General features: G+C 59.2%; 18 protein-coding genes. 7 read left to right on the top strand and 11 right to left on the bottom strand.

Annotation, left to right across the window (positions count from 1 at the left end; translation table 11 throughout):
- Nucleotides 1-4: 4 nt before the first annotated feature.
- Together B723_RS02660 and B723_RS02665 are read right to left on the bottom strand one after the other, a co-directional pair.
- The gene (locus B723_RS02660; RefSeq protein WP_017341221.1) at nucleotides 5-496 is read right to left on the bottom strand and encodes a M48 family metallopeptidase; all 492 of its coding nucleotides are present in this window, start codon (nucleotides 494-496) and stop codon (nucleotides 5-7) included.
- A gap of 45 nt (nucleotides 497-541) precedes the next feature.
- The gene (locus tag B723_RS02665; RefSeq protein WP_017341222.1) at nucleotides 542-2,665 is read right to left on the bottom strand and encodes a putative bifunctional diguanylate cyclase/phosphodiesterase; all 2,124 of its coding nucleotides are present in this window, start codon (nucleotides 2,663-2,665) and stop codon (nucleotides 542-544) included.
- Between the two features lie 320 nt (nucleotides 2,666-2,985).
- Between B723_RS02665 and B723_RS02670 the strand changes: the two genes are divergently transcribed.
- Nucleotides 2,986-3,654, top strand: a complete 669-nt coding sequence (locus tag B723_RS02670; protein WP_017341223.1) for a polysaccharide lyase family 7 protein — start codon at nucleotides 2,986-2,988, stop codon at nucleotides 3,652-3,654.
- Nucleotides 3,655-4,005: 351 nt separating this feature from the next.
- Here B723_RS02670 and fba read toward each other — a convergent pair whose 3' ends face one another.
- From fba to tkt, 6 genes are all read right to left on the bottom strand, one after another.
- The gene (fba, locus tag B723_RS02675) at nucleotides 4,006-5,070 is read right to left on the bottom strand and encodes a class II fructose-bisphosphate aldolase (protein WP_008081027.1); all 1,065 of its coding nucleotides are present in this window, start codon (nucleotides 5,068-5,070) and stop codon (nucleotides 4,006-4,008) included.
- A 270-nt stretch (nucleotides 5,071-5,340) separates the two neighbouring features.
- Nucleotides 5,341-5,673 carry an MliC family protein gene (locus B723_RS02680; protein WP_017341224.1) on the bottom strand — a complete coding sequence of 111 codons (333 nt, stop codon included), beginning with the start codon at nucleotides 5,671-5,673 and terminating at the stop codon, nucleotides 5,341-5,343.
- Between the two features lie 56 nt (nucleotides 5,674-5,729).
- The gene (locus B723_RS02685) at nucleotides 5,730-5,951 is read right to left on the bottom strand and encodes a hypothetical protein (protein WP_017341225.1); all 222 of its coding nucleotides are present in this window, start codon (nucleotides 5,949-5,951) and stop codon (nucleotides 5,730-5,732) included.
- A 34-nt stretch (nucleotides 5,952-5,985) separates the two neighbouring features.
- Nucleotides 5,986-7,149 carry a phosphoglycerate kinase gene (locus B723_RS02690; protein ID WP_017341226.1) on the bottom strand — a complete coding sequence of 388 codons (1,164 nt, stop codon included), beginning with the start codon at nucleotides 7,147-7,149 and terminating at the stop codon, nucleotides 5,986-5,988.
- Nucleotides 7,150-7,161: 12 nt separating this feature from the next.
- On the bottom strand, nucleotides 7,162-8,214 hold the full coding sequence (gene epd / locus B723_RS02695) for an erythrose-4-phosphate dehydrogenase (RefSeq protein WP_017341227.1): 1,053 nt from the start codon (nucleotides 8,212-8,214) through the stop codon (nucleotides 7,162-7,164).
- Nucleotides 8,215-8,364: 150 nt separating this feature from the next.
- On the bottom strand, nucleotides 8,365-10,362 hold the full coding sequence (gene tkt, locus B723_RS02700; RefSeq protein ID WP_017341228.1) for a transketolase: 1,998 nt from the start codon (nucleotides 10,360-10,362) through the stop codon (nucleotides 8,365-8,367).
- A 273-nt stretch (nucleotides 10,363-10,635) separates the two neighbouring features.
- Between tkt and B723_RS02705 the strand changes: the two genes are divergently transcribed.
- The 4 genes from B723_RS02705 (at nucleotide 10,636) to B723_RS02720 (ending at nucleotide 15,263) form a co-directional block, all read left to right on the top strand.
- Complete coding sequence (locus B723_RS02705; protein WP_017341229.1) at nucleotides 10,636-11,631, top strand: ArsR/SmtB family transcription factor; 996 nt, start codon at nucleotides 10,636-10,638, stop codon at nucleotides 11,629-11,631.
- A gap of 18 nt (nucleotides 11,632-11,649) precedes the next feature.
- On the top strand, nucleotides 11,650-12,840 hold the full coding sequence (gene metK / locus B723_RS02710) for a methionine adenosyltransferase (protein ID WP_008033298.1): 1,191 nt from the start codon (nucleotides 11,650-11,652) through the stop codon (nucleotides 12,838-12,840).
- Nucleotides 12,841-13,093: 253 nt separating this feature from the next.
- Nucleotides 13,094-14,767, top strand: a complete 1,674-nt coding sequence (ligB, locus tag B723_RS02715; RefSeq protein ID WP_017341230.1) for an NAD-dependent DNA ligase LigB — start codon at nucleotides 13,094-13,096, stop codon at nucleotides 14,765-14,767.
- Between the two features lie 100 nt (nucleotides 14,768-14,867).
- The gene (locus B723_RS02720; RefSeq protein WP_017341231.1) at nucleotides 14,868-15,263 is read left to right on the top strand and encodes a DUF1090 domain-containing protein; all 396 of its coding nucleotides are present in this window, start codon (nucleotides 14,868-14,870) and stop codon (nucleotides 15,261-15,263) included.
- Between the two features lie 194 nt (nucleotides 15,264-15,457).
- Here the strand turns inward: B723_RS02720 and B723_RS02725 are convergent, their stop codons facing one another.
- A complete protein-coding gene (locus B723_RS02725; RefSeq protein WP_017341232.1) occupies nucleotides 15,458-15,907 on the bottom strand; it encodes a c-type cytochrome in 450 nt (149 codons plus the stop codon).
- Nucleotides 15,908-16,035: 128 nt separating this feature from the next.
- On the opposite strand from B723_RS02725, the gene mltA reads away from it, so the two are divergent.
- Nucleotides 16,036-17,208 (top strand): murein transglycosylase A, encoded by a 1,173-nt coding sequence (mltA, locus tag B723_RS02730; protein WP_017341233.1) that lies wholly within the window; start codon nucleotides 16,036-16,038, stop codon nucleotides 17,206-17,208.
- Nucleotides 17,209-17,316: 108 nt separating this feature from the next.
- Here mltA and B723_RS02735 read toward each other — a convergent pair whose 3' ends face one another.
- Both B723_RS02735 and B723_RS02740 read right to left on the bottom strand, forming a co-directional pair.
- Nucleotides 17,317-17,700: an MAPEG family protein gene (locus B723_RS02735; RefSeq protein ID WP_017341234.1), complete on the bottom strand. Its 384-nt coding sequence runs from the start codon at nucleotides 17,698-17,700 to the stop codon at nucleotides 17,317-17,319.
- A 55-nt stretch (nucleotides 17,701-17,755) separates the two neighbouring features.
- Nucleotides 17,756-18,589, bottom strand: a complete 834-nt coding sequence (locus B723_RS02740; protein ID WP_017341235.1) for a DMT family transporter — start codon at nucleotides 18,587-18,589, stop codon at nucleotides 17,756-17,758.
- Nucleotides 18,590-19,207: 618 nt separating this feature from the next.
- On the opposite strand from B723_RS02740, the gene B723_RS02745 reads away from it, so the two are divergent.
- On the top strand, nucleotides 19,208-21,241 hold the full coding sequence (locus tag B723_RS02745) for a patatin-like phospholipase family protein (protein ID WP_080995094.1): 2,034 nt from the start codon (nucleotides 19,208-19,210) through the stop codon (nucleotides 21,239-21,241).
- Nucleotides 21,242-21,283: the final 42 nt, after the last annotated feature.

Below are 21,283 nucleotides of genomic sequence, written 5' to 3' on the forward strand. Positions count from 1 at the left end.
TTGGCTACTGCATTTCCCGCCACGTCAGGTACACCCGCAAATCGAACTCGATCTGGTGGTACCCCGGCAACATGTGTTCGCACAGCTTGTAGAACGCTTTGTTGTGATCCGACTCCTTGAAGTGCGCCAGCTCATGCACCACGATCATCTTCAGAAATTCGGCGGGGGCTTCCTTGAACAGCGAGGCCACGCGGATTTCTTTCTTGGCCTTGAGCTTGCCGCCCTGCACTCGGGAGATCGTGGTGTGCAGGCCGAGGGCGCGGTGGGTCAGGTCCAGACGGTTGGCGAACAACACCTTGTCGATGGCCGGGGCATTGCGCAGGTATTCCTGCTTCAGGTCCAGCGCATAGGCGTACAACGCCTTGTCGCTCTGCACGTCGTGCGTTTGCGGGTAACGCTGGCTCAGGTAATCGCCCAGCCGGCCTTCGGTGATCAACCGACGCACCTGGTCCTGCAAAGCAGCGGGATAGGCCTGGAGGAATTTCAAGGCAGTCATCGGGGCGGCAACATCGATTACGGAAAGGTCGCCAGTGTAGCGAATTCAGTCCGTCAGCGCGCTCCAGTCGAATGGCTGTGCGAAGTCGCTGACCTCTTCGGCCACCATCGGGCGGGCAACCAGGAAGCCTTGTACGTACTCGCAACCATTGGCTTGCAACCACTCATATTGCGCAACGGTTTCCACCCCTTCGGCGATCACCAGCATTCCGTATTGTTTGCACAGGTCGATCACATTGCGCACCAGCGCCGCATCCCGTGACGACGCTGGCAAGCGAGCGATCAGATGTCGGTCGAGCTTGAGCGTGTCCAGATCCAGGTCACGCAGATGGGACAGCGAGCACGGCCCCGAACCGAAGTCATCCAGCGCCACCCGCACGCCCAGGTTACGCAGCAGACGCAGCTGTTTGCGGGTTTCCTCGGGGTTGTGCATCAAGGCCTCTTCAGTGACCTCGACTTCCAGATGACGCGCCTGCAACCCATGACGTTCCAGCACCTGGCGCAACTCGGTGGCCAGGTTGGGCATGCAGAACTGCGTGCTGCTCAAACTGACGCTCAGCACCAGGTCCTCGGCAAACAGGGTTTCCCAGGCTTTACGTTGGCCAGCGCCGCGTTGATAAATCCAGCTGCCCAGGCGACTGATCAGCCGCGCTTCTTCCAGCAACGGCAAAAACAGCCCGGGGGGCACGTCGCCGACACTCGGGTGCTGCCAGCGCAACAGCGCTTCGAACCCGCGAATCTGTCCACCGGCGATGGCCACCTGCGGCTGGTACACCAGATTGAAATCACGGTTTTCAATGGCGGTGCGCACACTTTCTTCGAGCATCAGCCGTGAGCGCGCCCGACCATTCATGTCATGGTCATAGAAACGATACTGCTGACGGCCGGCGCGCTTGGCCTCGTACATGGCAATGTCCGACGCCCTCAGCAAACCATCGAGATTGGCCCCGCAATCCGGGTACGTAGCAATGCCGATGCTGGCGCCCAGCGCGATATCCAGACCATCGATCTGCTGACAGATCGACACCCGCTCGATGAGTTTTTCGGCAATCTTCGCCGCCTGTTCGGGGAACTCCAGATCCAGCAGCGCCGTGAACTCATCGCCGCCCATGCGCGCCAGAATGTCGAACGGCCGCAAGCACGCCTTCAACTGCTCGGAGACCCAGCGCAACACGCGGTCGCCGGCATCGTGGCCGAGGGAATCGTTGACCCGCTTGAACCCGTCGAGATCGAGATAAAGCAACACCCACGCGCTGTCAGAGCGCTCGCCGCGCAGCAACAGGTTTTCCACCGTCTGATAGAAACCCCGGCGGTTGAGCAGCCCGGTCAACGGGTCGGTCACAGCCTGGAATTCCAATTGCTGATGCAGGTGGCGCACCACCGACATGTCCAGCACCGTCACCACCATCGCATGTTGTTCGGTGGGCAGCGGCGCGCAAGACAGCGCCACGGGCACCTGCTGGCCGGGGGCCGTACGCAACAGCGCGTCATGCAGGCGCAAGGTTTCGCCGCGCTTGTAACCGGCGAGCAACTCGGAATCGGCCCAGATCGGTATATGCGGCTTTTGCAGGTAATCCAGAAACTCTTTGCCCTGCAGGTCTTGCAGCGTGGCATTGAGCAGACGCGACATCGCCGGGTTGGCAAAGCGAATCAGACCGTCCTCGCCGACCACCAGGATGCCTTCGGCGGCGTTGTCCAGCACCGACGCATTAAAAGCGCGCGCGACCTCCAGATCGTGGCTCAGGCGCTGCAACGCCCGGCGATTGCGCTGATGCTCGAGCAGGGCCTGGACTTTGGGCTTGAGAATTTGCGGATCGAACGGTTTGAACAGGTAATCCACTGCACCGCTGGCATAGCCCTTGATCACGGCGTCCTGGGACTGTTCATTGGCGGTGAGGAAGATGATCGGTGTCAGGCGGGTGCGTTGGCTGCCCCGCATCAGGCGCGCGACTTCAAAGCCGTCCATGCCCGGCATCTGCACATCCAGCAGTACCAGGTCGATATCGTGCTCGAGTAAAAGACTGAGGGCTTCAAAACCGGACGCAGCCGTCAAGACCTGCCAATCCTGGCGCTGCAGCAACGCGCGCATGCTGATCAGGTTTTCAGGGTAATCATCGACGATTAAAAGTGTTGAGCTGCCTTCGGCTGGCGTGGGTTGCGCGCATTCCATGCTGCTTCTCTTGTTGGGGCGTCAGGCTGGTTTCTCGTGAAAACCGGACAAATAACAAGCCTTCACTCTAGACCGGGATTCGCTAAAGCAGAAGATATCAGTACGCCATCATTTAACTAAAGGGTTCATTTACCGACTAACGGTCACCGCTACAGGCCGCTAAAACCGGGAAAGATGGCCTTTTAACAGGATTTTGACGTCATCCATCTGTCAGACAGGCGTTAACAAAAGGGCCTTCTACGCTTATAAAGACCGCCCTCCAAGGCGCGTGCTAGAGCTTCTGGTACGTCCGTGCTGCAAAATTTCTGGAAGCTTTTCCTATGATCGATCTCGCATCCTGGAACCTCAGCGTTCCCGTCGGCAACCCGCCGTACACCGTTGAAACAGCCAAACTGGTGAAGGGTTTCAAGGATCAATACTTCCATTCCGACACCGGCACCCTGTTTTTCTGGTCCCCGGTGACTGGCACGAAAACCGAAAACGCAAAATATCCGCGCACCGAACTGCGGGAAACCTACAGTAACGGCACGCTGAAAAACTGGTACTACCCGGACGCCGACAATTCCCTGCGTGCCACCCTGGCGGTCAACCAGGTGCCGAGCTCGGGCAAAATCGTCATTGGCCAGATCCACGCCTATGAAAGCCAGAAGCCCATGGTCAAGGTCGAGTATCAGTACAAGACCAGCAGCAAGAGCGGCAACATCGTCGCCAAAGTGCGCATGCACCCTGATGATGGCGAAGGCCGGGTGATCACCGTCGCTACCGGCGTGAAGCTGGATCAGGAGTTTTCCTACCTCATCCACCTCAGTCCTGGCGGGGCGCTGGGCATCAGCGCCGCGGGCTATCAATGGGACACCAACATCAGCGCGACGTGGCGCGTCAAACCGCTGTACTTCAAGGCCGGGGTGTATGTGCAGGACAACACCGGGTACACCAGTGAAGGCGGGAAAGTGACATTCAGCAAGCTGGATATTGATCACGATAAGTAACGAGAACCCAGGCACACACCCGCAACGATGACACTCCCTGTGACGAGGGAGCTTGCTACCGCTGGGCTGCGAAGCAGCCCCACCCCTGCCACCACTTCTCCCTGACACCCTCGCCGCAATGACCGCGCCCCTGCATCTGGCGGCCTGCACCAGCTTCCCCCCAGTTGGCGGTTTCGACTACCAGGACAACTCTATCCAGATGACAAGGCTAAACCACCTGTAACAATTGACAGTTTTTAATACTTTTTCGCGATAACGTTTAGTTCAGCAAAAGTAACGGCTCGATTGACGAGCGCTCATAAAAAAACCCGCATTTCTGCGGGTTTTTTGTGCAAACAAAACGCTGAAGTTTTAGTTAACCTTGGCGTTCAACTCACCTTTCAGGTAACGCTGATACATTGCTTCCAACGAGATCGGCTTGATCTTCGAAGCGTTGCCCGCAGTACCGAAAGCTTCGTAACGAGCGATACACACGTCACGCATCGCAGTAACCGTCGCGCCAAAGAACTTGCGAGGGTCAAACTCGCTCGGGTTGGTGGCCATCAGGCGACGCATTGCGCCAGTGGACGCCAGGCGCAGGTCGGTGTCGATGTTGACCTTGCGCACGCCGTGCTTGATGCCTTCAACAATCTCTTCAACCGGCACGCCGTAGGTTTCTTTGATGTCGCCGCCGTACTGGTTGATGATCGCCAGCCACTCTTGCGGAACCGAAGACGAACCGTGCATCACCAGGTGGGTGTTCGGAATGCGCTTGTGGATTTCCTTGATGCGGTCGATGGCCAGCACGTCACCGGTAGGCGGCTTGGTGAACTTGTAGGCGCCGTGGCTGGTGCCGATGGCGATGGCCAAGGCATCGACCTGGGTGCGCTTGACGAAGTCAGCGGCTTCTTCCGGGTCGGTCAGCATCTGGCTGTGATCCAGAACGCCTTCGGCGCCGATGCCGTCTTCTTCACCGGCCATGCCGGTTTCCAGCGAACCCAGGCAACCCAGCTCGCCTTCTACCGATACGCCACAGGCGTGAGCCATGGCCACGGTTTGTTGGGTGACGCGCACATTGTAGTCGTAGTCGGTCGGGGTCTTGCCGTCTTCGCCGAGGGAACCGTCCATCATCACCGAGCTGAAGCCCAGTTGGATCGAGCGCTGGCAGACGTCGGGGCTGGTGCCGTGGTCCTGGTGCATGCACACCGGGATGTGCGGGAATTCTTCGATTGCCGCCAGGATCAGGTGACGCAGGAACGGTGCACCAGCGTATTTGCGAGCACCGGCCGAAGCCTGGACGATCACCGGGGAGTCAGTCTTGTCAGCGGCTTCCATGATGGCGCGCATCTGCTCAAGGTTGTTGACGTTAAAGGCTGGAACGCCGTAGCCGAACTCGGCTGCGTGGTCCAGCATCTGGCGCATGCTGATAAGTGCCATTGTGTATGTCTCTCCCGGTTTGGGTCGTTAATCGTGCCAGCCTGCCGGAGCGGCGGCGGCTATTCAAGTTTTTGCAGATCGGGGGTTGGCCCGGGCTGCGAATTCGGTGTTGCTCAAATCTTGAGAACCTGCACAGATCCACTGTGGGAGAGAGCCTGCTCGCGAATGCGGTTTCACATTCAATCTTGATGCAAGCTGATCCACCGCTTTCGCGAGCAGGCTCGCTCCCACATTTGGATCTGCTCCCACATTGGATCTGTGGTGTGTCAATTACTGCGCTTTACAACCGCGGCCGATCAAATCATTGGTGGCGACCCAGTACACCAGGCCTTCCTCACCTTTTACGTGAAACGCCAGCATGTCGTCGCTGTACAGCGAACCTTCCGCACCCGGTTCAAGCTTGAGGCGATAGACCTGATCGGCGCCCCCGAGGCGTACATCGACGGCCTTGCGACTGTCGTCGGTATAGCGCCAGAGCACTTTGGCCTGGCTATCGCAGGTCCAGGTGGTCCAGGTGTCCGTCGATTCGGCAGGCTTGAACAGGTTGAAATTCGAACAACCTGCCAGCAGTGCGAGCGCCGTAATGGCGATAAAACCTTTCATCCGTGTTCCTCGACTGACGGCGCACGCCGCCAGCCCTGAGTAAGGAGTCAGACCCGTCAAGGGCAACCATGTTCCTTGGCGGGTGTCTGCGTTTCGTATTTTTCCAGGCCATCAGGCCCGGAACGCTTGTTGATCACCGGGTTTGTTTCCGCTTGCCAGTCAGCCTGGTAGCAGCCCTTTTCCACCGATTGCGGAGCAGGTTCCGGCTTGGCTTTCGGGTTACTCCCGCAAGCCGCCAGCGAACCCGCAACGATCAACAACGCTAGCGTCTTGACCATCTGAACACTCCCTTTCCTGGTCAAATCAGCGACCTCAGCCCTTGGCCCGACTTTCCAGGACTTCAACCGCCGGCAACACCTTACCTTCGACGAATTCGAGGAATGCGCCGCCACCGGTAGAAATGTAGGAGATCTGATCGGCGACGCCATATTTGTCGATGGCCGCCAGGGTGTCGCCGCCGCCCGCGATGGAGAACGCCGAGCTTTCCGCGATGGCCTGGGCCAGCACTTTGGTGCCGTTACCGAACTGGTCGAATTCGAACACGCCGACCGGGCCGTTCCACAGAATGGTCTTGGACGACTTCAACAGCTCGGCGAAATTCGCCGCGGTCTGTGGGCCGATGTCCAGGATCATGTCGTCTGCCGCAACGTCGTCGATCAGCTTGACGGTCGCGGTGGCGCTTTCAGCGAATTCCTTGGCGACGACAACGTCCACCGGCAGCGGCACGCTGACCTTGGCGGCGATTTCGCGGGCAGTGTCCAGCAGGTCCGGCTCGTACAGGGATTTGCCGACCGGATGACCGGCAGCGGCCAGGAACGTGTTGGCAATGCCACCGCCGACGATCAGCTGGTTGCAGATCTGGCTCAGGCTGTTCAGCACGTCGAGTTTGGTCGAGACCTTGGAGCCGGCAACGATGGCCGCCATTGGCTGGGCCGGGGCGCCGAGGGCTTTACCCAGTGCGTCGAGTTCAGCGGCCAGCAGCGGGCCAGCGGCAGCGACTTTGGCGAACTTGGCCACGCCATGGGTCGAACCCTCGGCGCGGTGAGCGGTGCCGAAGGCGTCCATCACGAACACGTCGCACAGGGCGGCATATTGCTGGGCCAGTTCGTCAGCGTTCTTTTTCTCGCCTTTGTTGAAGCGCACGTTTTCGAACAGGACGATGTCGCCGGCCTTCACGTCAACGCCGCCCAGGTAATCGGCAACCAGCGGCACTTCGCGGCCCAAGGCCTTGCTCAGGTAGTCGGCGACTGGCTTGAGACTGTTCTCGGCCGAGAATTCGCCTTCGGTCGGACGGCCAAGGTGCGAGCAGACCATGACGGCCGCGCCTTTTTCCAGGGCCAGCTTGATGGTCGGCAGCGAAGCCAGGATACGCGCATCGCTGGTGACTACACCGTCCTTGACTGGGACGTTGAGGTCTTCGCGGATCAATACGCGCTTACCTTGCAGATCGAGGTCGGACATCTTCAACACGGTCATGGGTCGCACTTCCTACGGTTTTTTTGAAGTCGCTGTTTGCAGATAGTGTTCTGCAACGTCCAGCATTCGGTTGGCAAAACCCCATTCGTTGTCGAACCAGGCCAGGATGTTCACCAGCCGTGGGCCGGAAACTCGGGTCTGACTGGCATCGACGATCGCCGAATGTGGGTCATGGTTGAAATCACAGCTTGCGTGGGGCAGCTCGGTGTAGGCCAGCAGGCCTTTGAGCGGGCCGCTGCTGGCAGCCTCGCGCAGAATCCGGTTGACCTCGGTAGCGTCGGTGTCGCTCACGGTCTGCATCGTAATGTCGAGGCAAGACACGTTCACCGTCGGCACACGCACGGCTTTGGCCTGAATTCGCCCGGCAAGTTCCGGCAACAGGCGTTCGATGCCGCGCGCCAGACCAGTGGACACCGGAATCACCGACTGAAACGCCGAACGGGTGCGGCGCAGGTCTTCGTGATGATAGGCGTCAATGACGGGCTGATCGTTCATCGCCGAGTGGATGGTGGTGATCGACACGTATTCCAGACCAATGGCCTGATCCAGCAGGCGCAACAGCGGCACGCCGCAGTTGGTGGTGCAGGACGCGTTGGACACCAGCAGCTCATCGCCGGTGAGGCAATCCTGGTTCACGCCGTAGACGATGGTGGCGTCGACATCCGCCTCGCTGGCCATCGGCTGGGAAAACAACACGCGCGGGGCGCCGGCGTCGAGGAAACGCTGACCGTCTTCGCGAGTGTGGTAAGCGCCGGAGCACTCCAACACCAGATCGACGCCGAGCGATGCCCAATCGATGCCTTCGGGGGTGGCACTGCGCAGGACCTTCACGCAGTCGCCATTAATATGCAGGCAATCGCCCTCGACCTTCACCTCGCCGGGAAAACGCCCGTGCGTGGAGTCGAAGCGTGTCAGGTATTCGATGCTGGCCATGTCCGCCAGATCGTTGATCGCGACAATCTCAAACCCGGCCTTCTCGCCTCGCTCGAACAACGCACGCAAGACGCAACGACCAATCCGGCCGTAGCCGTTGAGTGCAACTTTGTAGGGACGCGGTTGAGGCATGGGGTTCTCGATTACCGTGGTGAATCCGTTATTGCAACGTGGACCGAACCACCGTCCTCGCGAGCAAGCCCGCTCCCACAGGGGAATGCATTCCAATGTGGGAGCGGGTTTGCTCGCGAAGGCGGCAGTCCGGACGACGCAACTTCTGGATCAGTCTTCCAGCAGCTCTTCAGCCTGACCCAGGATGTTTTCCAGGGTGAAGCCGAACTCTTCGAACAAGGCAGGCGCAGGCGCCGACTCGCCGTAGGTGGTCATGCCGATGACGCGGCCTTCCAGGCCCACGTATTTGTACCAGTAGTCCGCATGAGCAGCTTCGATGGCGATACGGGCGCTGACCTGCAACGGCAGAACCGATTGCTTGTAGTCGGCGTCTTGCGCATCGAACACGCTGGTGCAAGGCATCGAGACAACGCGCACCTTGCGACCTTGCTCGGTCAGCTTGTCATAAGCCTGAACCGCCAGACCCACTTCCGAACCGGTGGCGATCAGGATCAGCTCAGGCTCGCCTGCGCAGTCCTTCAGCACGTAACCGCCACGGGAGATCTCTTCGATCTGGATCGCGTTGCGGGTTTGGTGCTGCAGGTTCTGACGCGAGAAGATCAAGGCCGAAGGACCGTCGTTACGTTCCAGGGCGAACTTCCAGGCCACTGCCGATTCAACGGCATCGGCTGGACGCCAGGTGTCGAGGTTCGGCGTGCTGCGCAGGCTGGTCAGTTGCTCGATCGGCTGGTGAGTCGGGCCGTCTTCGCCCAGACCGATGGAGTCGTGGGTGTAGACGAACAGCACGCGCTTCTTCATCAGCGAGGCCATGCGCACGGCGTTGCGGGCGTATTCCATGAACATCAGGAAGGTCGCGCCGTAAGGCACCAGACCGCCGTGCAAGGCCACGCCGTTCATGATCGCGCTCATGCCGAACTCGCGGACGCCGTAGTACACGTAGTTGCCGCTGGCGTCTTCGGCGGTGACACCTTTGCAACCTTTCCACAGGGTCAGGTTGGAACCGGCCAGGTCAGCGGAACCGCCGAGGAATTCCGGCAGCATCGGGCCGTAGGCGTTCAGGGCGTTCTGGCTGGCTTTACGGCTGGCGATGGTTTCGCCCTTGGCCGCGACTTCAGCAATATAGGCAGACGCTTTTTCAGCGAAGTCGGCCGGCAGTTCGCCGCTCAGGCGACGGATCAGCTCGTTGGCCAGCTCAGGGAAAGCCGCGGAATAGGCAGCGAAACGCTGATCCCACTCGGCTTCAACGGCGCGGCCGGCTTCCTTGGCGTCCCACTCGGCATAGATGTCGGCCGGGATTTCGAACGGACCGTGGTTCCACTTCAACGCCGCGCGGGTCAGAGCGATCTCCGCGTCACCCAATGGGGCGCCGTGGCAATCTTCTTTACCTTGCTTGTTCGGCGAACCGAAACCGATGGTGGTCTTGCAGCAGATCAGGGTTGGCTGCGCGCTTTTGCGAGCAGTCTCGATGGCAATCTTGATCTCTTCCGGATCATGACCGTCGACGTTGCGGATCACCTGCCAGTTATAGGCTTCGAAACGCTTAGGGGTGTCGTCGGTGAACCAGCCTTCGACTTCACCGTCGATGGAGATGCCGTTGTCATCGTAGAAGGCGATCAGTTTACCCAGGCCCAAGGTACCGGCCAGGGAGCCGACTTCGTGGGAAATGCCTTCCATCATGCAGCCATCACCGAGGAACACGTAGGTGTGGTGATCGACGACATTGTGGCCCGGACGGTTGAACTGCGCCGCCAGGACTTTTTCTGCCAGGGCGAAACCCACGGCGTTGGCCAGGCCCTGGCCCAGTGGACCGGTGGTGGTTTCCACGCCAGGGGTGTAGCCGAATTCCGGGTGGCCCGGGGTGCGGCTGTGCAGCTGGCGGAAGTTTTTCAGGTCATCGATCGACAGGTCGTAGCCGGTCAGGTGCAGCAGCGAGTAGATCAGCATCGAACCGTGACCGTTGGACAGCACGAAGCGGTCACGGTCGGCGAACGATGGATTGCTCGGGTTGTGCTTCAGGTAGTCACGCCAAAGTACTTCGGCGATATCTGCCATACCCATAGGGGCACCGGGATGGCCGCTGTTGGCTTTTTGCACGGCATCCATGCTGAGGGCACGAATGGCGTTGGCACGCTCACGACGGCTGGGCATCGCTGTTCTCCTGCGGATATTGAATCGAGAGTGAATAAAACGAAACGGAAAAAAGGCGAGCATTTTCCCTCACCGACCCGCCTCGGGGCAATGACAGATAATCATCTGAAGGCGTTTTTCCGGTGGATAAAGTCGCATTCGCCTGGTGAAACCTTTCCGCTGACGATTTGTAGAGTGACCCTTTCCACGAGAAGTGCCATCTATCGAGCAATATCAAAACTTTTTGATATTGCTCTTGCGGGGATTTCTGACCATCACTAGACTGCTGGCCCTATGAATTTACGCGTGCCTTCCATTCAACATGACGAGTGCGATGAGCTGGCGGCCCTGTGCAAGGCCGGCGGCGATCCTCTGCGGCTGAATGTATTGCGCGCGCTGGCCAACGATTCGTTTGGCGTACTGGAACTGGCGCAGATCTTCGGCATCGGCCAGTCGGGCATGAGTCATCACCTCAAGGTGCTGGCCCAGGCCGACCTGGTGGCAACGCGCCGTGAAGGCAATGCGATTTTTTACCGTCGCGCCCTGCCCCACACCGATCTGCTGGGCGGCAAGTTGCACGCCGCGCTGCTCGAAGAAGTGGACAACCTGACCCTGCCGGCCGATGTGCAGTCGCGGATCGGTCAGGTCCACGGGCAACGGGCGGCGGCCAGCCAGGACTTTTTCTCACGGGTCGCGGAGAAGTTTCGCGCCCAGCAAGACTTGATTGCCGGCTTGCCGCAGTACCGCGAAAGCGTGGTGGCGTTGCTCGACAAACTGAGCTTCAGTGAAGGGGCCACGGCCATTGAAGTCGGCCCAGGTGACGGCGCTTTTCTGCCTGAACTGGCACGCCGCTTCACTCACGTCACGGCACTGGACAACAGCGCCGCGATGCTCGAACTGGCGCGCCAGGTCTGCGAACGTGAAGCGCTGGCTAACGTCAGCCTGCAACTGGCCGATGCATTGAATGGCGTCAGCCTCAAGGCTGATTGCGTTGTACTGAACATGGTGCTGCACCACTTTGCCGCGCCGGCCGATGCGCTCAAGCACATGGCCGACTTGCTGCAACCGGGCGGTAGCCTGCTCGTGACAGAGTTATGTAGCCACAACCAGAGTTGGGCCAGGGAGGCCTGCGGTGATCTCTGGTTGGGGTTTGAACAGGACGATCTGGCCCGTTGGGCCACCGCTGCGGGACTCGTTCCCGGGGAAAGCCTCTATGTAGGCTTACGTAATGGTTTCCAGATTCAGGTCCGCCACTTTCAGCGGCCGACTGGCGACACTCACCATCGGTAAATTCAGGAAAAAATCGAGATGAGCGAATACTCCCTCTTCACCTCCGAGTCCGTGTCCGAAGGGCATCCGGACAAAATCGCCGACCAGATTTCCGATGCGGTGCTGGACGCCATCATTGCTGAAGACAAGTTCGCCCGTGTGGCGTGCGAGACGCTGGTGAAAACCGGCGTGGCAATCATCGCCGGTGAAGTCACCACGTCGGCCTGGGTCGACCTGGAAGAAATCGTGCGTAACGTCATTCTGGACATCGGCTATAACAGCTCCGATGTCGGCTTCGACGGCGCCACTTGTGGCGTGATGAACATCATCGGCAAGCAGTCCCCTGACATCAACCAGGGTGTCGACCGTGCCAAGCCTGAAGATCAGGGTGCCGGCGACCAGGGCCTGATGTTCGGCTACGCGAGCAACGAAACCGACGTGCTGATGCCAGCACCGATCACCTTCTCGCACCAGCTTGTGCAACGGCAGGCCGAAGCCCGTAAATCCGGCCTGCTGCCTTGGCTGCGCCCGGACGCCAAGTCGCAAGTGACTTGCCGTTACGAAGGCGGCAAGGTTGTCGGTATCGACGCCGTTGTACTGTCGACCCAGCACAACCCTGAAGTGTCGTACAAAGACCTGCGCGAAGGCGTGATGGAGTTGATCGTCAAGCACGTGTTGCCTGCCGAACTGCTGACCAAGGACACCCAGTTCCACATCAACCCGACCGGCCAGTTCATCATCGGTGGCCCGGTAGGTGACTGCGGCCTGACCGGTCGCAAGATCATCGTCGACAGCTACGGCGGCATGGCCCGTCACGGCGGCGGCGCGTTCTCCGGTAAAGATCCATCGAAGGTTGACCGTTCGGCTGCCTACGCCGGTCGTTACGTAGCCAAGAACATCGTCGCTGCCGGCCTGGCCGAGCGTTGCGAGATTCAGGTTTCCTACGCGATCGGTGTTGCTCAACCGACTTCGATCTCGTTGAACACCTTCGGCACCGGCAAAATCAGCGACGACAAAATCGTCAAACTGGTTCGCGAAGTGTTCGACCTGCGTCCATACGCAATCACCACCATGCTCGACCTGCTGCACCCGATGTACCAGGAAACCGCTGCGTACGGCCACTTCGGTCGCACCCCGGCCACCAAGACCGTCGGCGAAGACACCTTCACCACGTTCACCTGGGAAAAAACCGACCGCGCCGACGACCTGCGTTCGGCTGCCGGCCTGTAAGACTTCCCCGGCGGTACCAAAAGCCCTGCACGGTTCGCCGTGCGGGGCTTTTTATTGCCTTTCGCTTTGCGCCGTGTCGCCGCCATCGCGAGCAGGCTCGCTCCCACAGGGAAATGCATTCCAATGTGGGAGCGAGCCTGCTCGCGATGAGGCCAGCCCAGTCACCCGGAAATACAAGGCAAAACACCCGCCCTTCCCGCCTGACAATAAGTGACTAGCCTTCAAGCATTCCACTTGAGCAAGGACGCTCACCATGCTTCTGCGCCTGTTTTCCATTTTCCTCCTGACCCTGGTCTGCTCAATCTCAAACGCTGCCGATTGCCCCGACTGGCCACCCGCCAGGGCTCTGGACGAAATCACTACCCTGCAAAAACAGATCGACCTTTGGGACCACAGCTACCACCACAACGGACGCTCATTGATCGCCGACGAACTCTACGACCAGTCCCGTGCACGGCTGGCCGATTGGCGTGAGTGCTTTAACGCGGGTCCGGCGCCCGAACCTTTGCGCACGGCAGGCGGCAAGATCGCCCACCCCATTGCTCACACGGGCCTGGAAAAACTTCGCGATGGTCGCGCGGTCGAGGCTTGGCTGCGCGATCGCAAGGACATCTGGATTCAACCCAAGGTCGACGGCGTAGCCGTGACGCTGATCTATCGCAACGGCGTGCTGCATCAGGCGATCAGTCGCGGTGACGGCGTGAACGGTCAGGACTGGACGGCCCCGGCGCGACTGATCCCCGTTATCCCACGACAACTGGCGCAACCCGTGGATTTGCTCGTGCAAGGCGAACTCTTCTGGCGCCTGACCGGCCATGTACAAGCCAAGGTCGGCAGTCTCAATGCCCGTTCGACGGTGGCCGGCCTGATGGCCCGCAAGGAACTCGCCCCTGAGCAAGCCGCTGGTATCGGGCTGTTTATCTGGGATTGGCCGCAAGGGCCCGCCAGCCTGCCCGCCCGTGTCGCGCTGCTGGATGAACTGGGGCTGCCGGGCACGGCGCCTTACAGTCAGCCGCTCCAGACATTCGCCGACGCCGAACACTGGCGCGACCACTGGTACCGCTCGCCATTACCCTTTGCCAGCGACGGTGTCGTCCTGCGCCAGAGCCAGCGCCCCTCAGCCGCGCGCTGGCAGGCGAAAACCCCGTACTGGGCCATCGCCTGGAAATACCCCTTTGCCCAGGCGCTGGCCGAGGTGCGAAAAGTCGATTTCAAGGTCGGTCGCACTGGACGGATCACACCGGTGCTGGAGCTGAAACCGGTGACACTCGATGACCGGCAGATCAAACGCGTGAGCGTCAGCTCCCTGCGACGCTGGGAGGAACTGGATATCCGCCCCGGCGATCAGGTGTCCGTCAGCCTGGCGGGACTGACCATTCCCAGGCTCGACGGCGTGGTTCTGCGCGCCGCCGAACGCGCCGAATTAAACATACCGTTAGCGGCAGACTTTCATCCGTTGAGTTGCTGGCAGCCGACGCCTGGCTGCGAAAGCCAATTCCTCGCGCGACTGGCCTGGCTCAGTGGCAAGCAAGGGCTGGCCTTGCCTCATGTCGGCCCCGGCACCTGGGAGAAACTTCTCGAAACAGGCCGCCTGAACGGCCTGCTGGATTGGTTGACCCTCGATGCTCAAGAGCTTGCTAACATTGACGGCTTCGGCGAGCGCAGCACGACTCGTCTTTTAAACAGTTTCAACAGCGCCCGCCAACGCCCTTTCATTCGCTGGCTCAAAGCCCTGGGATTACCACCGACCGGCCAGGCGCCGTTGGCTGATTCATGGCAGGCACTGGCACAACGAAACACCGGACAATGGCAGGCAGAGGCCGGTATCGGCCCGGGACGTGCGGCGCAACTGAGCGCATTTTTCCGCGACCCGCAGGTCCTGGCCTTGAGTGACACATTACGTGCGGCGGGAATCGACGGGTTTTAGCGACCGCCGATGCTCGCCCACCCGGGAACCCAAAGGTGCCAATGGGCTCAAACGCCCACCGCCCTATCGATCCGATTTGCACTTTGTACATGGAGCTTTTATGAAATTTCTTTCACCGCTCGTCCTGCTGACTCTATGCGGTGTGATGGCCGCTCCACTGATGGCCGCCGAAGAGGCCCCGGGCCTGACCGGTTGCGCCGCCAAGAAACAGGGCATCATCAATCAGATCGAACTGGCCAAGTCCCACGGCAACGCCGATCAGCAGGCTGGCCTGGAAACCGCCCTGAGCGAAGTCACCGCTCATTGCACTGACGCCTCGCTGAAAAAGGAACGGGAGAACAAGGTCCTCGACGCCAAGCATGAAGTCAGTCAGCGTCAGGCCGACCTGGACAAAGCCATGAAGAAAGGCGACCCAGAGAAGATCAACAAGCGCAAAGACAAACTCGCGGAGTCCCGCAAGGCATTGCAGGACGCGCTCGACGAGCTGGACAAGTAATCCACCGGATTAGCGAGCGAACTGTTGTGGCGAGGGAGCTTGCTCCCGTTCGGCGGCGAAGCCGTCGCAATCCGGCGCGCAGAATACAGCTGACGAAACTCGGTCGAATGGTTTTGGGCCCGCTTCGCCGCCCAGCGGGAGCAAGCTCCCTCGCCACCGTTGCGCAGCAAGCACCACCCAGTCACATCCGAGAATCAATGATCCCGAAACTCTTTATGGCACGCACTGCAGGCATCTTCGACTTTCTGCACCGCCGGCCCGAGGTTACTGGCCTTGTAAGGCTGGACCTTGCTGGCAATCACCAATTCACCGGTGCTGGTTTCAAGGGTGCGGGCCATTTCCTGAAAGCGTGCCTGTTTCTGCCAGACATCGCTCTTGGCACTGGTGTGATCTTCTTCGCGCACCTGTGGAAAATGCTTCCACGGTTCATGGGACAGCGCATCGAGCTTGATGGCGCCCTCAGCGAACTTCGGACCGTCGAATGGAATGCGGCCGCGCAACATGCCGCCCAGGTCTTCGCCGGTCTTGAGCATTTGCTTGAAGATCGCCTTGCGCTGGCCCAGTGGCGAGTTCGGGTCGACACCGCCACACGCAGACAACGTCAGGCAGGCCAGCAATACAACGGAAAGTCTTTTAAATGTCATGGTGGCTTCAGGTCACGGGAAACGGCGGCCAGTATCCTCGCGTCATCGACAAACACCAATAGCCCTAATATCAATACGGGTTGTGCGAGCGCAGTGAGCACTCGCGCAACCGGCAAAGGAATTACTCCATGAACAGCCGTTTCAAGGCCTGGCGTCATCGCCTCGCCTGGACTCTCCCGATAGTGGCCGTGCTCGCAGGCTGCACCGGTGGTGACAACAACAAACCAAAAACCCACGCACTGGCGACTTATTCCAGCGCCACCTGGGAAGCGCTGCCTGCAGTGTCCGATAACGATCTGATCGCCGGTTTCGGTTCGTGGCGCAGCGCCTGTACCCGACTCAAGGCCGATCCGGTGTGGGGCCCAACCTGCGCCGCAGCCGCCAATGTGCCGCAAACCGCCACCGACATCCGCGGCTTCCTCAAACAGAACCTCGATGTCTACGGCCTGCGCGCCGCCAACGACAATCCCGACGGCTTGATCACCGGTTACTACGAGCCGGTCTACCCCGGCAGCCTGACCCAAACCGCCGTGGCGAACATTCCGGTGTATGGGGTTCCAGAGGACATGATCATCGTCTCCCTGGACAGCATCTACCCGGAGCTCAAAGGCAAACGCCTGCGCGGACGGCTCGAAGGCCGCGTGCTCAAGCCGTACGACGATGCGGCAACGATCGAAAACAAAGGAGTCAAGGCGCCGGTGGTGGCATGGCTGACCGACCCGATGAACCTGCAGTTCCTGCAAATCCAGGGCTCGGGTCGCATCCAGCTCAGTGACGGCCGCCAGCTGCGCATCGCGTACGCCGACCAGAACGGCCATCCCTATCGGCCGATCGGCCGCTGGCTGGTGGAACAAGGTGAACTGAAAAAAGAAGACGTGACCATGGGTGCGATCAGCAACTGGGCCAAGGCCAATCCGACGCGCATTCCGGAACTGCTCGGCAGCAATCCCAGCTATGTGTTCTTTACCCGCAACCCCGACAGCAACGAAGGCCCTCGCGGCTCGCTGAATGTTCCGTTGACCGCAGGCTATAGCGCCGCCGTGGACCGCAAAGTGATTCCACTGGGCAGTCTGATGTGGTTATCCACGACGCGGCCGGACGGCACGCCGCTGGTTCGCCCGGTGGCCGCCCAGGACACTGGCGGCGCGATTGCCGGTGAAGTTCGGGCCGACCTGTTCTGGGGAACCGGAGAAGCGGCCGGGCAATTGGCCGGCGACATGAAACAACAGGGGCAAATCTGGATGTTATGGCCCAAAGGCGCGGCATTGCCGCAAGTGCCTCAGGTGGCCGACAAGCTCTAAAGTCAAAGATCGCAGGCTGCGCCAGCGCCTGCATGGATCAATGCTCATCCGCCATGTAGCGGTGAACCCGGCCAATGTAGGCGCTGGGCAGCCTGCGATCTTTTGCTCTTAGACAGAAACCACAAATAAACTGATGATCAACCCCAGCCCCACAAACCACACCAACGACCGCAAGATATGCCAGTCCGCCAGGTAACAAATGATGTACAGCAACCGGCTGGTGATAAATAAGACCGACAGCACATTGATGGTCACCAGCTCGGCATTGCCAGCCAGGTGCGCCACGATCACCGCCGCAGCGAACGCCGGGAAGATTTCAAAACTGTTCAGTTGCGCCGCATTCGCGCGCCTGCCCAAACCTTCCAGTGAATCAAGAAAATCCCGGGGATCATGGTTGTCGTCCAGCCTGTAACCGCCACTGATCTTGGCCACGACCGTGCACAGGTAAGGCAGGAAAATCGCGATCAAAATGCACCACAAAGCAACCGTCATAAAGTCATCCCTTCTTCAAGTTTCATGCGTCGAGCTCTCGTCGACAGTGAGCCAGTCAAAACTTCATCACCAATATACCGATCAACACCAGCCCACAGGCCAGGAGCCGAGGCCGGCCGAAAGGTTCTTTCAGGTAGCGCATGCCAAACAGCACCACCAGGATCACGCTGATCTCGCGCAATGCCGCTGCTTCGGCTATCGACCCCAGCTGCATCGCCCACAGCACCAGAGCGTAGCTGAACAACACGCAAAACCCGACCGCCAATCCCAGCTGCCACTGTTCACGCCAGAACAGCATGAACGCCGGTCGCTTGCGCACCAGTGCGAGCAACGGAAACGGCCAGGCGCTGAGCAACGTCACCCAGACCAGGTAATCCAGCGGATGCGACCAACGCCGCAGCGCCTGGCCATCGATAAACGTGTAGCAGCCGATGCACAGACCGATCAGTGCTACCACCGGCAGCATCGACCAAGGCAAACGCGCGCCGCCACCGCCCTGCCACAGCAAGCACAGCATGCCGAACGGGATCAGCAGGATTCCGAAGATCTGCTGATGGGTCAGCACTTCTCCAGCAAAGATCAGCGTCAGGGCCAGCACCACCAGCGGCGACAGTCCGCGCATCAATGGATAGACCAGCCCCAGATCACCGACCCGATAGGCCTTAATCAGCAAATAGCGATAGAGCAACTCAAACGCCGCCGACGCCAGGATCCACGGCCAGATTTCAATCGGCGGTAACGCCACGAAAGGCAGCATCAGGGCGACAAACAACATCGCCACGCTGTCCATGCAAGCCACGACCAACAACCGTTCCGCGCTGAACTTGATCAGCGTATTCCACGCCGCATGCAGCAACGCCGCCACCAACACCAAAGCCGTCGCAAGCACGGCACGCTCCTTTTGTTCATCATCCTCACCTGGCAGGAGTATGGTTTGCCGTGGAAGGCGTTCTTGAAATCGCCATCGCCGGCAAGCCTCGCTCCTGCAGGAAGCGGTCAGATAATTGATTCGTCATAAGTCAGCAGCTGTTTATACTGCAAGCGACCACGCCGCACTCAGTTGCGCACAGACTAATTCCAAAAAATTCTGCCTCGGCCGGCTCTCCTCGAGAACGGTCTCCGGCCTGCGTATGCCTGATCACAACCACCAGCCCGCCAATCCACGCACCCGCCGCGTAACCCAGATTGAATGCAGTAACGCGATCGTCAATGTATCGGGTTGACAAGCAGGTCATGAAATCACCGGACAGACCTCATGACACCCGTCAGAAAATCGACCGGGAACTTCGACGCATTCAGGACGCACTCTGTACGAATTTTCTACAGGGCATTTTATCCCCCCTCCAAAACTGCCTGAAATCCCCTAAACAGAGCCTTTCAACTCACAATCGAGCGCGACACCAAGCGACTTCGTGTTTGTGTTCCCAATTGATACACCCTGCTCTCGCCTGCCTTCGCCTCTCCTAAAGTGCTGCTTCCGAAACCGCTCTCAAAGGAAGAGAAACTCATGACTGTTATCAGCCCCGTACGTCCCTCCTCATCACCTCCCTCAAGCAGCCTGAACAACGCGACTCAAGGTTCACCGACAAGTCCCTCTGCCGAAGATTGGGGCGACTTCATGCAAGGCACCCGGTGCAAAGGTGAAGGCCTGTGCGAAACGCTGGCGAGCTCGTCGACCGGCCGAGAGCTTTCGATCCGCCGTTATGAGAACGACGTGGTCGAAATGGACCTCAAGCGCCCTGATATCAAAGACCTTGTGCTAAGCGGCGGAGGGGCCAAAGGGGTCGCCTTCTCCGGAGCGGTAAAAGCACTGGAAGAAAGTGGTCATCTGGACAAAATCAGCAACCTGCGAGGTTCATCGGCAGGCGCCATTACTGCGGCGGTGCTCGCCTGCGGAATGACACACGCGCAAATCGACAAACTGTTGGACGACATCGATCTTGTGTCGCTGCTCGACAGCCAAAGCAAGGTGCTTGGACCGATTCAGCACCTCAGCTCCACCATTGGTAAAGGTGTCGCAAAGGCCCCGGGCAAGACTGGCAAAATCGGACAGCTGCTGTTCGACCTGCTGCCTCGACTTCAATCCAAAGGCAGGCCACTGGAGGCACTGGTCCGTGACAAATCGGTCGAGTCGATCCTGTCTCGTTTCAGCCAGGCCCCTAAAGATGATCAGCGGCAAATTTCGGAGGCAAGCAAAGCTTGCGTAGAACAAATAAAAACCAATCGCTACGTGACCTTTGGTGATCTGGCGACCCTGAGCAAGGACATGCCTGAAATCAAGCAACTGCACATCACCGGCACCGCCATGTTCGACGGGCGCCCGCAAATGGTGGTGTTCAATGCCAGCCTGACCCCGGATCTGGATGTGGCTCACGCAGCCCTTATTTCAGGTTCATTGCCCGTCGTTTTCCAATCACCCTCAGAACAAGGTCTGCCCTTCCAGGGTGAGGGAGAGCGAACTTCCTTTCAGGATGGCGGGATCATGCTCAACACTCCGGTCCTGGATCTATACGATATTCAAATCCCGATGAGCGCAATTCCCGAAAGAGATCAGTTGATTCTCAAATTCGAGAGCGAGAATGGCGGTAAAAAAAACGATAGCGGCACACTTCTTTCGAGAACGATCGACAAGGCCATCGGCGTGGACCACTCGGCCCGAGACGCACAAGAAGAGAAAGGCATCGTCGCGTTTAAAGGACAAACGGTGATCGTTCCCCTGAAGACCGATGAGGGCGACTTCACTACCCTGCTGGGAGGCACGGTCAACTTCAGCATGCCGAAAGAGCACAGAAACCTGCTGCAGGAAAAACTGCGCTCCAAAGTTGAAGAACACCTGAAAAGCCATGACCACAGCGAAACGTACACCTTCAAATCCATTGGTAGCGCTCTACTGGCCCTTGATGATGCATTGTTCGATACGGTGGCGCTTGAACTGAACAGTGATCAATCATGTGAAGCGGTCATCAGTTTCCGGCAGAAAGCTCAACAGGCGCTGACTGATTTAAAGCACGCTCTGGATGTCATCTCCAAAGCCAGAGACAAAGAAGACCCAGGCAAGAAGAACGCCATACTGGAACTCACTCCAGAACTGCGTGCAGTGATCAATGCCCTGGATCAGCTCGGCGACACACCGGAAAAAACCGATTGGCTGGCGAAAAAACTCAATCATGGAAACCACCCGGATTACATGGAGCTGCTCCAAGCCGTTAAACGCATGGATGCCGGGGCACCAGGGCAAAAGTCTGCTGTCATGACCAAAGCCATCGAGGAAATGAGCATCCGCGACATCAAAATCAAGAGCGAAAACTTCATTCGCGAAGTGCTCTTTCCCTCCCTGTATCGTGTTGGCCAGCCTGACTCGAACGTCAAGCTGATAGGAGAGGCAATCATTGACTTGCGAGAAGCCAAGACCCCCGAGGATCAGGAGAGAGCAGGCAAACGGCTAATCGACAATTACGTCTCGCGTAACTCTCTATTCTCGAGTTTTGTCAGCTCGACGACGGTTGAACAAACCCGAGCATGGCTGATTCCTGCCAAGTAACCGTACTGCACCGGCAGGCCGGGCAAGTGGATACCTCGCCCG

This window comes from Pseudomonas fluorescens NCIMB 11764, from assembly GCF_000293885.2.
Taxonomy (GTDB): Bacteria; Pseudomonadota; Gammaproteobacteria; order Pseudomonadales; family Pseudomonadaceae; genus Aquipseudomonas; species Aquipseudomonas fluorescens_B.